General features: G+C 68.6%; 14 protein-coding genes and 1 tRNA gene. 9 read left to right on the forward strand and 6 right to left on the reverse strand.

The annotated features are described in order from the left end of the window. Positions 1-154: 154 nt before the first annotated feature. From ACESMO_RS05635 to ACESMO_RS05645, 3 genes are read left to right on the forward strand one after another with little or no spacing between them, the layout of a single operon-like run. On the forward strand, positions 155-574 hold the full coding sequence (locus tag ACESMO_RS05635) for an endonuclease domain-containing protein (protein WP_372707191.1): 420 nt from the start codon (positions 155-157) through the stop codon (positions 572-574). Positions 575-629: 55 nt separating this feature from the next. Then, positions 630-1,826, forward strand: coding sequence for an acyl-CoA dehydrogenase family protein (locus ACESMO_RS05640; protein WP_372707192.1), 1,197 nt, complete (start codon positions 630-632; stop codon positions 1,824-1,826). Positions 1,827-1,830: 4 nt separating this feature from the next. Next, positions 1,831-2,952 (forward strand): acyl-CoA dehydrogenase family protein, encoded by a 1,122-nt coding sequence (locus ACESMO_RS05645; RefSeq protein ID WP_372707193.1) that lies wholly within the window; start codon positions 1,831-1,833, stop codon positions 2,950-2,952. Between the two features lie 39 nt (positions 2,953-2,991). Here ACESMO_RS05645 and ppa read toward each other — a convergent pair whose 3' ends face one another. Continuing rightward, entirely contained in the window at positions 2,992-3,555 is a 564-nt protein-coding gene (gene ppa, locus ACESMO_RS05650; protein ID WP_372707194.1) for an inorganic diphosphatase, read from the reverse strand. A 188-nt stretch (positions 3,556-3,743) separates the two neighbouring features. On the opposite strand from ppa, the gene ACESMO_RS05655 reads away from it, so the two are divergent. Beyond that, on the forward strand, positions 3,744-4,427 hold the full coding sequence (locus ACESMO_RS05655) for a DUF599 domain-containing protein (RefSeq protein ID WP_372707195.1): 684 nt from the start codon (positions 3,744-3,746) through the stop codon (positions 4,425-4,427). A 247-nt stretch (positions 4,428-4,674) separates the two neighbouring features. On the opposite strand, the gene ACESMO_RS05660 is transcribed toward ACESMO_RS05655, so the two are convergent. Continuing rightward, positions 4,675-5,475 carry an N-formylglutamate amidohydrolase gene (locus ACESMO_RS05660; RefSeq protein ID WP_372707196.1) on the reverse strand — a complete coding sequence of 267 codons (801 nt, stop codon included), beginning with the start codon at positions 5,473-5,475 and terminating at the stop codon, positions 4,675-4,677. 196 nt (positions 5,476-5,671) lie between these two features. Between ACESMO_RS05660 and cpdR the strand changes: the two genes are divergently transcribed. The 5 genes from cpdR (at position 5,672) to scpA (ending at position 10,258) form a co-directional block, all read left to right on the forward strand. Continuing rightward, positions 5,672-6,031: a cell cycle two-component system response regulator CpdR gene (gene cpdR, locus ACESMO_RS05665; protein ID WP_372707197.1), complete on the forward strand. Its 360-nt coding sequence runs from the start codon at positions 5,672-5,674 to the stop codon at positions 6,029-6,031. Between the two features lie 122 nt (positions 6,032-6,153). Further along, positions 6,154-6,228, forward strand: a tRNA-Val gene (locus ACESMO_RS05670). A 100-nt stretch (positions 6,229-6,328) separates the two neighbouring features. Then, positions 6,329-6,571 (forward strand): hypothetical protein, encoded by a 243-nt coding sequence (locus ACESMO_RS05675; RefSeq protein WP_372707198.1) that lies wholly within the window; start codon positions 6,329-6,331, stop codon positions 6,569-6,571. Between the two features lie 136 nt (positions 6,572-6,707). After that, the gene (locus ACESMO_RS05680; protein ID WP_372707199.1) at positions 6,708-8,108 is read left to right on the forward strand and encodes a methylmalonyl-CoA mutase family protein; all 1,401 of its coding nucleotides are present in this window, start codon (positions 6,708-6,710) and stop codon (positions 8,106-8,108) included. Then, positions 8,105-10,258 carry a methylmalonyl-CoA mutase gene (scpA, locus tag ACESMO_RS05685; RefSeq protein WP_372707200.1) on the forward strand — a complete coding sequence of 718 codons (2,154 nt, stop codon included), beginning with the start codon at positions 8,105-8,107 and terminating at the stop codon, positions 10,256-10,258. Before ACESMO_RS05680 ends, scpA begins: the two co-directional genes overlap by 4 nt. Here scpA and ACESMO_RS05690 read toward each other — a convergent pair. The 4 genes from ACESMO_RS05690 to ACESMO_RS05705 form a co-directional block, all read right to left on the reverse strand. Beyond that, positions 10,248-10,661 carry a DUF6491 family protein gene (locus ACESMO_RS05690; RefSeq protein ID WP_372707201.1) on the reverse strand — a complete coding sequence of 138 codons (414 nt, stop codon included), beginning with the start codon at positions 10,659-10,661 and terminating at the stop codon, positions 10,248-10,250. The two genes, scpA and ACESMO_RS05690, sit on opposite strands and share 11 nt — an antisense overlap. 48 nt (positions 10,662-10,709) lie before the next feature. Next, complete coding sequence (gene mnmC, locus ACESMO_RS05695; protein WP_372707202.1) at positions 10,710-12,491, reverse strand: FAD-dependent 5-carboxymethylaminomethyl-2-thiouridine(34) oxidoreductase MnmC; 1,782 nt, start codon at positions 12,489-12,491, stop codon at positions 10,710-10,712. 89 nt (positions 12,492-12,580) lie between these two features. Further along, a complete protein-coding gene (locus ACESMO_RS05700; RefSeq protein ID WP_372707203.1) occupies positions 12,581-12,859 on the reverse strand; it encodes a hypothetical protein in 279 nt (92 codons plus the stop codon). Positions 12,860-13,044: 185 nt separating this feature from the next. Then, positions 13,045-13,254: a hypothetical protein gene (locus ACESMO_RS05705; protein ID WP_372707204.1), complete on the reverse strand. Its 210-nt coding sequence runs from the start codon at positions 13,252-13,254 to the stop codon at positions 13,045-13,047. Positions 13,255-13,371 lie beyond the last annotated feature (117 nt).

Raw genomic sequence — 13,371 nt, forward strand, 5'->3', positions numbered from 1 at the left:
CCCTCCAGCCCGCCCAGCCCCACCACGCACCAGGGGCAGACGACGTCCGAGACGAAATCGATGTGCAGGGTGCGGGTCATGGGGGGGAGCATACGCATTCCTCCCCCGATGGGGGAGGATTGGCACGGCGGGTTGTTCGCGTTAAACTTGTTTCATGTACCCGCCGAAAAAAACCATAGCGCGTGCAAGGAAACTCCGGCGAACCCTGACGCTGCCGGAGGTCATCCTGTGGCAGGCGATCCGGGGCCGGAAGCTCGGCGGTGCCCGCTTTCGCCGACAACACCCCGTCGGCCCATACATCCTCGACTTCTATTGCGACGAGACCCGGCTGGCGGTCGAGGTCGATGGACAGGGTCACGAGCATCCGGACCAGATGCGACACGACGCGCGGCGGACGACCTGGCTGAACCTGCGCGGGATCACAGTCTTCCGGATCGCGGCGCGCGACGTGCTGGGCAATCTGGAGGGGGTGTTGGTCAGCCTCAGGGCGCGCGGTTTCGCGACGCCTCCGAACGGCCAGAAAGCCCGGCCGCCCGCCGCGTCCGTAGACCGCCGGCCCCACCCCCATCGCTGACGCTGCGTCAGCGCAAAAGCCTGCTAGAAAAGCCGCTTAGCCGCAGGGACGCGCCATGACCGAGCTCGACAATTTCCGCGCCGAAACCCGCGCCTGGCTCGAGGCCAACTGTCCGCCCGAGGTGCGCAAGCCGGTCGAGAGCGAGGACGAGGCCATCTGGGGCGGCCGCAACGCCGTGTTCAGGACGCCGGGCCACAAGCTCTGGCTCGAGCGGATGGGGGCGCGGGGCTGGACCGCGCCGGAATGGCCGGTGGAATATGGCGGTGGCGGGCTGAGCCGCGAACAGGCCAAGGTGCTGCGCGGCGAGCTGAAGCGGATCGACGCCCAGTCGGCGCTGAACAGCTTTGGCGTCTGGATGTTGGGCCCGGCGCTGCTGCAGTTCGGCACGGAGGCGCAGAAGCGGCGCTTCCTGCCCGAGATCGCGCGCGGCGAAATCCGCTGGTGCCAGGGCTATTCCGAGCCCGGTGCCGGCTCCGACCTGGCCAGTCTGCAGACCCGCGCCGAGGCCGGGACCGATGCCGCGGGTGACCACTGGATCGTCAACGGCCAGAAGGTCTGGACCAGCTATGCCGACAAGGCCGACTGGATCTTCTGTCTGGTCCGCACTGACCCGGAGGCGCCCAAGCATCTGGGGATTTCCTTCGTGCTGATCGACATGGCGACGCCGGGCGTGACCACGCGGCCGATCACCCTGATCAGCGGCAAGTCGCCCTTCTGCGAGACCTTCTTCGATGATGTGCGGGTCGAGGCGGAAAACCTGGTCGGCACGCTGAACCGGGGCTGGGACGTGGCCAAGGCGCTGCTGGCCCACGAGCGGACCATGATCGGAGCCATGGGCGAAGTCGGCGGCGGGCGGCCGCTGGGCCAGGTGGCCACGGATTCGATCGGCGTCGGCGACGACGGCCGTCTGGACGAGCCGATGCTCCGTGCACGGATCGCGGACCTTGAAGTCGACGCCGCCGCCTTCCGCCTGTCGATCGAGCGGACCGGCGATCAGGTCAAGGCCGGTCAGGCCCATCCGGCCATCGCCTCGATGCTGAAATACTATGGCTCTGAGCTGAACAAGCGCCGTCAGGAACTGCTGATGGCGGCGGGCGGGGCCGACGCGCTGGAATGGGAAAGCGACCGCTCGCGCAAGGGCACCACCGCCCGCGACTGGCTGCGCGCTAAGGCCAACTCGATCGAGGGCGGCACCTCGGAGGTCCAGCTGAACATCATCTCCAAACACCTGCTTCAGCTGCCGGGGGCGTGAGCCGATGCCGCTGATCCTGACCGAAGAGCAGACCATGCTGAAAGAGGCCGCCGACGGCTTCCTCAGCGAGCACGCGCCGATCGCGCATCTGCGGAAGCTGCGCGACGACCGCGACCCCGACGGGGTGTCGCGCGACCTGTGGCGGGCCTTTGGCGAGATGGGTTTTGCGGGGGTCATCATCCCCGAGGCGCACGGCGGCTCCGGCCTCGGCGCGGTCGAGGCGGGCGTGCTGGCCGAGGCGCTGGGCCGCACCCTGACGCCGTCGCCCTTCATGGCCTCGGGCGTGCTGTCGGCCAGGGTCCTGATCGACGGGGGCTCGGCCGAGCAGCAGGCGGCCTGGCTGCCCCGGATCGCGGCGGGCGAGGCCATGGTCTCGCTGGCGGTGGACGAAGGGGCCAAGCACGCGCCCTCGCGGATCGCGACGACGGCCGAGCGGTTCGGCAACGGCTTTCGCCTGAACGGGGCCAAGGGCTTTGTGCTGGACGGCCACGTCGCCGACGCCCTGATCGTGGCGGCGCGCACAGAAAACGGCCTGACCCTGTTCCTCGTCAATCCCAAGACCGCAGGCGTGGAGATCGAGCGCACCGTGATGGTCGACGCCCACAATGCGGCGCGGGTGACGCTGACGGATGTCGAGGTCGACGCCGACGCCGTGATCGGCACGGTCGAGGGCGGGGAGGGGCTGCTGGAGGGGGCGCTGAACCTCGGCCGGGCCTGCGCGGCGGCGTCCCTGACGGGGGCGGGCGACGAAGCCTTCCAGCAGACGCTGGCCTATCTGCGGACCCGCAAACAGTTCGGCCGGCTGATCGGCGAGTTCCAGGCCCTGCAGCACCGCGCCGCCCACCTGTTCACCGAGATCGAGATCGCCCGCGCCGCCGTCATGGGCGCACTGCAGGCCCTCGACGCCGGGCGCGAGGACGCGGGACTGAGCGTCTCCGTCGCCAAGGCCAAGGCCGGCCGCGTCGCCGAACTGGCGGTGCAGGAAGCGGTGCAGATGCACGGCGGCGTCGGCATGACCGACGAATACGACGTCGGCCTGTTCATGAAGCGGGTGCGGGTGTTGAACGAACTGCTGGGCGACGCCGGCTTCCACGCCGAGCGGATGGCGCGAAGCCAGGGGTTCTGAGACCGTCCCCTTCTCCCGCAAACGGAGACGGGGACCGTCCTAGGCTGCGTTGGCGGCCTTGACTGCGGTCTTCAGCTTGTCCTGGTGCGCCTTCATGCCTGCGGCGATCATCTCTGCGGCTTCGCCGGCGTCACCCCAGCGCTTGACCAGGGTCTCCTTGTTCTTCTCCAGATCCTTGTAGCGGGTGAAGAAATGCTGGATCTGTTCGACCATGATGGTCGGCAACTGACGATAGCTGGCGATGTCGGTGTAATAGGGATGCAGGGCGTCGACGGGGACGGCGAGGATCTTCTCGTCCATGCCCTTTTCGTCTTCCATGATCAGCACGCCGATCGGGCGCGAGCGGATGACGCAGCCCGGCACCACCGGCGTCGGGTTCAGCACGATGACGTCACAGGGGTCCCCGTCATCCGACAGGGTGTGCGGCACAAAACCGTAGTTGCCCGGATAGTACATGGCCGTATGCAGAAAGCGGTCGACGAACAGGGCGCCCGAGGCCTTGTCCATTTCGTACTTCACCGGCAGTCCCCCTTGAGGAATCTCGATGATGACGTTCAGGTCCCAGGGCGGGTTCGGGCCGACGGGAATGGCGTCGATGTTCATGACGGGCTCGTCTATTGTGCAACTGCGAACGGAAGGCGCGCTCAATAATCCCGCCGGAGGGCCGAAGCAAGGCGCGGCGGCTCGCAGTGAAGAGTGCTAGTGAGCGGGCGGTGAGGCAGAATCGACATCGGGCCCGCTCACCGCCCGCTCACTAGCACTCTTCACCTGCCCCTGCGCCGGAGGACGAAATGACCATCTGGGATTGGCTGGCCCTTCTGCTCTTCGCCGTCTGCTGGCTGGGCTATGGCCCGCTGCTGTCACTGGTCGCGCGGCGCAGCGGCTCGCTGAACGACGATATGCTTGTTGTTCGAAGGGTGTGGATGACGGCCATGACCCACCGCGAGGTCCGGTTGGTCGACAGCCAGTTGCTGGGGCATACCCTCAACTCTGGCGGCTTCTTCGCCTCGACCAATCTGCTGCTGATCGCAGCGGTGGCCAGCGTCCTGTTCGGCGGCGATCAGGCGCTGCAAGGCTTTGCCTCCGTCGGTGCCGAGGGCGTGCCCGCCAGGGTGCTGGAGACCAAGCTGGCCCTGGTGCTGGTTTGTCTGGCGCGCGGCCTGCTGGATTTTATCTGGTCGATCCGTCAGCTGAACTATGCGCTGGCCCTGATCGGCGCGGCTCCGGAGGTCCATACGGAGGCGGACAGCGTGGCGCTGGGCGACGCCGCCGCCAATCTCCTCAATCCGGCGCTCAGCGCCTTCAGCCAGGGCGTGCGCGGCTATTATTTCGCCCTGGCGGCAGCTGCCTGGCTGTTCGGCCCGCTGTGGCTGGCGGCGGGCGTGGTCGCCGCCTTCTGCCTGTTGATCTGGCGTCAGTCCGGATCGCCCGCAGCGCGCGCCATTCGCAGCGCACGACGCCTGCTGGAACCCTGAATCGTCGAGGTTTGGCCCGTTTGTTCGCAAATGCGGTTTGGTTCTGGTAAAAATTTCCCGTGAAATCGGTTACCATGTTTGTTTAGGGCAGTTCAACGTCGTTACAACGCGTGATCGCGGGCGCAAACTACCCACTTGACGATTTGTGCACCGCACACTAACTTGGCTTTCGTCGCCTCGCGGCGTCATGCCCTTCTGGGCGTTTCCTCCCAAAGCCTTTATGCCGCGCCTTCGGGCGCGGCTTTTTTTATGTCCCGTCGGTCAGAAGGCCGGCGATGACCCGGGCCATCCCCTTGCGGCAGCGGTCCCAGCCCGCATTGGGTCGCAGGGTGGTCTCGTCCAGATAGAGGGCGCGGTTCAACTCCACCTGCACCGCCTGAAACCCCTCCGCAGGCCGTCCCCAGGCCTGGGTCGTCCAGCCGCCGGAATAGGGCTGGTTCAGCGCCACCCGCCAGCCCAGCGCCTCGAACAGGGTCGACAGCCTTCGGGTCAGGCGCCCCTCGCAGGCCGAACCGTGCCGGTCGCCCAGAACCACGTCCGGCCCCCGCGCCCCGCCGATCCCCCGCGTCGCCCGCGCCGGCATCGAATGCCAGTCCACCAGCACCGCCTCGCCGTGGCGCGACCGCGCCGCCTGCATCAACTCCGCCAGCGCCACGTGATAGGGCCGATGCGCCGCCGCGATCCGCGCCTCCGCCTCGTCACGGCTCAGCCGCCGGTCATAGAGGGGCCGTCCCGACCCGGTCAGACGCGGAATGACGCCATACCCCGCCGCCGTCCGCGCCGTGCCGGCCTTTGCGTCGAGACCTTCGATCAGGGTCGGGTCCAGCTCGTCGGGATCTCGGTTCAGGTCCACATAGGCGCGCCCCAGCCGTCCCAGCAGCAGCGTCGCCCCATGCGCGCTGCCCGGCGCGATCAGCCGGTCGACCCGAACGTCCTCGGCGCTGCGCAAGGCTATGGGATCCAGCGTCGGGTCAGCCCGCATGTCCTCGGGATAGACGTCGCCTGAATGGGGCGAGGCGAAAACGAAACGGCCTGGCGCGGCGGGCATAACGACGTCGAAGGCGGCTCGCCCGTCCGACGTCTCGCTCCGATCTCCGCCTGCGACCATGCCGATGCCATAGCCTGTTTCGGCATTCGGTCCACAGGCGGCCGGGAGTCGGGATCATTGCCATGCCGGTGATTTTCATGGCCGCTTTACAGTTCGCGGCGTAGCGTCAGCGCTCTACACGGGTGGACGAGACTTCATGGCGCGCATTCTACTGGCCGAGGACGACAGCTCCCTGCGGGGCTTCCTGACGCGCGCGCTCGAACGCGCCGGCCATTCCGTGGTGGATTGCGAGAACGGCGACGACGCCATCGACGCACTCGACCAGGGGCCTTGGGACCTGCTGCTGACCGACATCGTCATGCCCGGCGCCGACGGCATCGAGGTGGCGCGCGTCGCCGCCGCCCGCCAGCCGGGCATCCGCATCATGTTCATCACCGGTTTCGCCGCCGTCGCCCTCAGCGCTGCCCAGTCCACGCCCGAGGCCAAGGTCCTGTCCAAACCCGTCCACCTGCGCGACCTCGTCGGCGAGGTCGAACGGATGGTGGCGGCGGCCTGAAAACCGCTTCCGGGGGTCACGATCATGAGATCGGATCACCTGGTTTCGCCCTTGCGGTCGGCGGGCCCTAAGGGTTATAGACCGCTCCTTCCCGTTCCGGACCCGTCCGGAACCGACTTGGCGGATGCGTAGCTCAGCGGGAGAGCACCTCGTTGACATCGAGGGGGTCACAGGTTCAATCCCTGTCGCGTCCACCATTCCTTCCTTGAAATTCAAACGCCCTTAACCGGGTCGTCGTCGGCCCACAGATCCGGGGATCGGGCGGCAACCTTTGCTCTGCTCGCGGATTGCCAGTTCATGGCTCTGAATTTCGAAACCCTCCTCGAAGGTGCTCCGGCCTACGGAGTGGTGGACGCCAGGGACGGCGTCTTGCTGTTCCGGCGCCCGGGGCACGAGGTGGCGTTCGATGTTTTGGCCGCGCAGGTGATTGACGCCTCGGGCGGCGACTTCGAGGTCATCGCGCTGACCGATGAAGCCAAGCGTTGCGACCGGTTGTTCGTCGCCCCCGTGACGGAACCCAAATCCTTCGCCCCTCGCTAGTCGCCCCCGGGAATCGCGTCTGCTCCGGCTCAGCATGCCATTCCGGAAGCGCCGGTCTGGACCGCCACGCCTGTGATGGCGAGCCGGGCGCGAGCGGGGTCTGGACCGCCGCGCGCCAGCGACGCATTAGAGGCGGATGTCCGACCTGTTTCCCACACCCTCTCCCGCAGATTGGCGCGCGCTGGCCGAGAAGGCGCTGAAGGAACGGCCGCTGGAAAGCCTGGTGCATCTGGACGCCGACGGTCTGGCGGTGCGGCCTCTGTATGCGGCGGCGAGCGGCGGCGAACCGGTGTTTGCGCCCCGGCCCTCCGACGCCGACGGCCGGGCCTGGGATCTGCGGACCCTGGTCGAGGGCGACGATCCGGTCGCGGTCAATGCTTCGGTGCTGGCCGATCTGGAAGGCGGCGCGGCCTCCGTGGTCCTGAGCGGGTCGGTGCTGTCCGATTCCGAGCCGCTGTCGAGCGCGCTGGACGGCGTGGCGCTGGAACTGGCGGCGGTGGGGCTGGACGCGGGGCTGGAGGGGCCGGACGCGGCCAATGCCCTGGCGGTCGCGGCCAAGGGTTCGCCGCGCGCGAAACTGATGCTGCACATGGACCCGGTCTCGGCCTTCGCGCAAACGGGGAGTTCGCCCCGGTCGATGGACGAGCATCTGACGCTGGCGGCCAACACGGCGGCGCGCCATGCGGGGGCCTATCCCGAAGCCTCGTTCTTCCTCGCCAGCGGACGGGTCGTGCATGAGGCCGGTGGCTCGATCGGCCAGGAGCTGGGCTTCGCCGCCGCCAACGCCGTGGCGCTCGTCCGGGCCGCCGTCGCCGCCGGGATGGGCCTGGAGCCGGCGCTGCGTGGCACGGTGCTGGGCGTCTCTGTCGACCAGGAGTATTTCGACAGCTTGGCCAAGGTCCGCTCGCTGCGCCTGATCTGGCGCTCGATCAGCATGGCCTTCGGCGTCGAGACCCCGGCCGTGATTGAGGCCCGCTCGTCGCGCCGCATGCTGTCGGCGCGCGATCCGTGGCCCAATCTGCTGCGGCTGACAGCCGCGGGCTTTGCCGGGGCCGTCGGCGGGGCCGACGCCGTGGTGCTGGACGGCCTGTCGCGCGCCAACGGCCGTTCCGACGCCTTCGCCCGGCGGCAGGCGCGCAACACCCAGGCCGTGCTGATGGAGGAAGCCCATCTGGGCCGGGTCGACGATCCGGCGGCGGGATCGTGGTTCCTCGACGCCCGAACCCATGATCTGGCCGAGGCGGGCTGGGCCGAGTTCCAGCGCATCGAGGGCGAAGGCGGCCTGATCGCCTCGCTCCGCACCGACGGGGTTCAGGCGCGCGTCGCTTCGGCCCGCGCCGAACGCGAGGCCGCCCTCGCCGGCGGAACCGCCCATCTGGTCGGGGTCACGAAATTCGTCGATCCCGAGCCCCGGCCCGCCACGTTCGAGCCCGATGACAGGACTTTGCGTCCGGCCGTCGGCGACGCCTGTGAACCCCTGATCCCCGTCCGGTTCGCCGCGCCGTTCGAGACCCAGAGCTGGGAGGCCGGCCGATGAGCACGCCCGACTTCACCCAAACCCCGCTCGACCTCGGCCCCACCGGTGCCGGTCCGACCCGCGACGTCTGGAAAACCCCCGAGGGCCTCACCGTTGAAACCGCCTATGGCTGCGACGCGGTGGAAGGTCTCGACTTCATCCATGGCCTGCCCGGCATACCCCCCTATGTGCGGGGCCCCTATCCGACCATGTATGCGTCCAACCCGTGGACGATCCGCCAGTATGCCGGTTTCTCGACCGCTGACGCGTCCAACGCCTTCTACCGCAGAAACCTGGCGGCCGGTCAGAAGGGGTTGTCGATCGCCTTCGATCTGGCCACCCACCGGGGTTATGACAGCGACCATCCGCGGGTGAAGGGCGACGTCGGCATGGCTGGCGTGGCCATCGACAGCATCTACGACATGCGCACCCTGTTTGACGGCATCCCGCTGGATCAGATGTCGGTGTCGATGACCATGAACGGCGCGGTCCTGCCGATTCTGGCCCTCTATGTCGTCGCCGCCGAGGAGCAGGGCGTCGCGCACAAGGACCTGACCGGGACCATCCAGAATGACATCCTCAAGGAGTTCATGGTCCGCAACACCTACATCTATCCGCCCGAACCCTCGATGCGGATCGTCTCGGACATCTTCTCCTGGACCGCCGAGCACACGCCGAAATTCAACTCGATCTCGATCAGCGGCTACCACATGCAGGAGGCCGGGGCCTCGGCCGATCTGGAGCTGGCCTATACGCTGGCGGATGGGGTCGAATATCTGAAGGCGGGCGTCGCGGCGGGCATGGACGTCGACCGGTTCGCCCCGCGCCTGAGCTTCTTCTGGGCCATCGGCATGAACTATTTCATGGAGGTGGCCAAGCTGCGCGCGGGTCGCCTGCTGTGGGCCGAGGCGGTGTCGAAGTTCGGCGCGAAAGACCCCCGTTCCCTATCGCTGCGCGCCCACTGCCAGACATCGGGTTGGAGCCTCGCCGCGCAGGATGTGTTCAACAACGTTCCCCGCACCATGGTCGAGGCCATGGCCGCTGCGGGCGGCGGGACCCAGAGCCTGCACACCAACAGCCTGGACGAGGCCCTCGCCCTGCCGACCGACTTCTCGGCCAGGATCGCGCGCAACACACAGCTGCTGCTGCAGATGGAGACGGGCCTGACCCGCGTCATCGATCCTTGGGGCGGCAGTTTCTACGTCGAGCGCCTGACGCATGAACTGGCCGAAAAGGCCCGCGCCCACATGGCCGAGGTCGAAGCCTTGGGCGGCATGGCTGCAGCTATTGAGGCGGGCGTGCCCAAGCTGCGAATCGAGGAGGCCGCAGCCCGGACCCAGGCTCGCATCGACACGGGCCAGCAGGCTGTGGTCGGGGTGAACCGCTACCTGTCCGATCAGGTTGACGACATTCCGGTGCTGAAGGTCGACAACGCCGCCGTCCTGACGGCCCAGCTCGACAAGCTGAAGCGGCTGCGCGCCGGGCGGGACGAGGCGAGGACCCAGGCCGCGCTGACCGCCCTGACCAAAGGCGCGCGCGGGACCGCCAACCTGCTGGAGCTGTCGGTGCAGGCGGCGCGCGCCTTCGCCACCGTGGGCGAAATATCGGATGCGCTGGAAGCCGCTTTCGGCCGCCACATCGCGACGGTGAAGACGGTGTTGGGCGTCTATGCGAAAGAAGCGGGTGCCGATCCAAAGATCAGCCGCGCCCGCGACATGGTCGCCGCCTTCATCGAGAACGACGGCGGGCCGCCGCGCGTTCTCATCGCCAAACTGGGCCAGGACGGCCACGACCGGGGCCAGAAGGTGGTCGCCACCGCCTATGGCGACCTGGGCTTCGACGCCACGGCGGGTGCCCTGTTCCAGACCCCGGCCGAGGCCGCGCGCGACGCCGTGGCCGGCAACGTCCACGCCGTTGGCGCCTCGTCCCTGGCGGCGGGTCACCTGACGCTGGTGCCGGAACTGAAGGCCGAGCTGGAAAAGCTGGGCCGGCCCGACATCATGATCGTGGTCGGCGGCGTCATCCCCCCGACGGACGTTCAGACCCTGATCGACATGGGCGCGGCGGCCGTCTATCCGCCCGGCTCGGTCATCGCCGACACGGCCATCGATCTGATCGAGAAGCTGAACCAGCGGCTGGGTTACGCCCAGCCCGAACCGGTCAAGGCCTGAAGCGCGAGGGCAGGGCCGCAACCTGTTCCGCGGTCAGGACGCGCGATACCCGGGCGCGGCACGTGCTGACGGACTGCGTAGAGCCGGGCACGATGATGCGCGCCCAGTCGCCGGTGCAAACCCGTCCGCCACCCAGGCCGCCGACGTCCGGCACGATGGCCAGGCGATAAGCGAAGTCCAGATCAGTGCAGCCGCCCGAGGAATTCAGCTCATAGACGTCGCGATTGGCCCGCACGAACACCTGTCCGGTGTTGCCCTGACGGAAGTTGCGGACCTGTTCGACATTGAAACACTGGCGCACGGGTCTTGCGTCATCGCCGGCCATCTCGGGACCCGGGACGGGCGTGGGCGCGCAGGCGGACAGCAAGGCGGCGGAAACGGCGAGGGGCAGGGCGAGGCGCATGATCGAACTCCCGGTCGGCGACAGGGATCAAGCGTCCGCCTTGGGACTTCATTTCGCAAGGGCCGCTCGCCCCGGATCGACACGGGCCGCCAGCGCGCGCGGCAGGGGCGACGGCGTGCCCGCGATCTCCGCCGCGACATGCTCGGCCAGCAAGGGGCCGACGCAGAAGCCGCGCGAGCCCAGTCCACCCAGGACCCACAGACCCGGTGACCCGGCGACCGGACCGGCGACTGGCAGCCGATCCGGCGTCGTCGCGCGCACGGCCGCGCGGGCCAGCGACGGGCCTGCGGCTGAAACACGCGCGGCCAGGCGGGGCAGGCGGGCCGAGAGGGTTTCCAGATTGCGGGCGCTGTCGGCTGGATCGACGTCCACGTCCATCCGACCCCGGTCATGGGTCGCGCCGAACAGCAGGCCCGAGCCCGTCGGGACGGCGTATCCGCCCCAGGCCAAAGCCTGGCCGTCCATGCCTTCGACCCAGTCGGCCTGTCCGCGAACCGGCGACAGCGACAGGGCCTCCAGCAGCCGGGCCGCGCCCCAGCCGCCAGCGATGACGACCACATCTGTCTCAAGCAGGATCTGGCCTCGCGGATCGATCAGTCGCCAGCCGGCGGCCGTCGCCTCAATCCGGTCGACCGTCCCCGTGATCACATCGCCTTGGGCCAGCCAGTCCGCCAGCACGGCGGCGGGCCTGACCGCGATGGCCTCGCTCATCATCAGACCGCCGACCTCCACCGGCTCGCCCACCCGGGTGGAACATGCGGTGGCGTCGAGCGGCGTCATGCTGTCCGCCGCCCAGACCCGCTGCGCCGCAACCTTGACGAACCGCGCGGCGTCGCGTGGCGCCTGTTCCAGCTGAAGTACGCCGCGCGCGATCACGGCGTCCGGCGTCGCGGCATACAGATCGGTGGCGCGCGACAGGGCTCGGGCATGCAGGGCGGCGATGTCCTCGTCGCCGGCGTCCAGCCTTGGCGTCACGAGGGCGGCCGGGAAACCGGAGCCGCCCGCGCCCGGCCTGTGCTGTTCGACGACGGTCGCTTTCAACCCCGTAGCCGCCAGGGCTCTGGCCATCGACGCGCCGGCAATGCCGGCTCCGATCACGGCGACGGAGGGCGGGGCATCCGGTAAGGCGGCCCCGGTCAGGCGCGCCTCCAGTCGTTCGCGCTTGCGCCCGTGGCCGGGACGCTTATCGACGACGAAGCCCCGCTCGGCCAGTCCGCGCCGCACGGTGCCCGCGACGGTGAAGGTCGCCAGCCGGGCGTCCGGCGCCGATCGCGCGCCGATCCCATCCATCACCGCGTCGGTCCACATACCGGGATTGGTCGACGGCGCGAACCCGTCCAGGAACCAGCCGTCGGCGAGGCCGGACCATTCCGACAACGCCCAGGCCGCGTCGCCTATGGCCACATCGACGGTGGCGTCGAAGCCGGGCAGGTCCATCCGGTGAAAACCGGGCGTGGGCTCGGGCCAGGCCGCCAGAAGGGCCTCTGTCGCCTCGGCGAGCTCGGGCCAGGTCGACAGGGCGCGGGCGGCGTCATGACGCGTCAGGGGGAAGCCCTCGACCGTGAACACATGCAGCCGCCCGCCGGCGGGTCGCTCGCGTCGCCACAGGTCCAGCAAGGCGGCGATGTTCAGACCCGTGCCGAATCCCAGTTCCGCGACCGTGAAGCGACGTCGCCCGGCCCAGGCTTCGGGCAGTCCGCAGCCGGTGAGGAAGACCGCGCGGCTTTCCGCCAGACCGTCCTCGCGCGAAAAATAAACGTCGCCAAACCGGCCCGAGTGAGGCGCGCCGTCTTCGGTCCATAGCAGGCGCGGCGAGCGGTCGTCGGTCATGCTGTCAGTCTGTAGCGCCCTCCTGCGCACAACGAAAAGAGGCCGCCCTGCGGGACGGCCCCTTCAAGCGCTGGAATCGGGTGGATCGCCTAGTAGGCCTTCTTTTCGGCAGGAGCCACGGCGGCGGCTTCCGGCTGTGATTCGGCCATTTTGGTTGCGGCTGCGGCGTCGGCCTGTCCCTGCGCCTCGGCGGCGATGCGGGCGTCGTCATTGGCCTGTTCCATGGTCGTCGTGACTGCGGCGTCGTCGGCGATGCCGGCGGCCTCGACGGCTTCGGAAGAGGCTTCCGGGGCCTTTTCCTCAGCTTTCTGACAGGCCGTCAGGACTAGGGCGGTGGCCGAGGCGACGATCAGTGCGGCGAAGCGCATGGCGGTATCCTTGAGCAGTGGCGGGAAACTACACCCCGATGCCATGAGATAACGGGCGTTTCGGATGACGGGCAAGTGAAATAGCCGCAAGGCGCGGCCGTTTCGCGTAACGAAAAAGGGCCACCCGCGAGGGTGACCCTTTCCGAACGGACCCGGGGGTCCGCTGATCCTTGGGTGAGTAGGTTCTACTCAGCCTTGGTTTCGGCGGTCGCCGTGGCGGCCGGTTCAGCAGCCGGGGCCATCGCGGCGTCGGCGGGCGGGGCCACGGCAGCGTCGGCAGCCGGGACTTCGACGGTGGCTTCGGCGGTTGCGGCTTCGTCAGCCTTCTCGGCGGGCTGGCAAGCGGCCAGGGCGAGAGCGGCGGCCGAAGCGGCGATCAGGGCGGTGATGCGCATGTTTTCTATCCTTCGAAAGGGTCATACGAGGTCATGAATCCTCGCAGCCCCAGATAACGGGAACGTGAGCAGAAGCGCAAGCGAAATTCTCACGCATTCGTGAAGTCACGTTATGGA

The sequence above is a fragment of the Brevundimonas sp. genome, assembly GCF_041688735.1.
In the GTDB taxonomy this organism is placed as follows: domain Bacteria; phylum Pseudomonadota; class Alphaproteobacteria; order Caulobacterales; family Caulobacteraceae; genus Brevundimonas.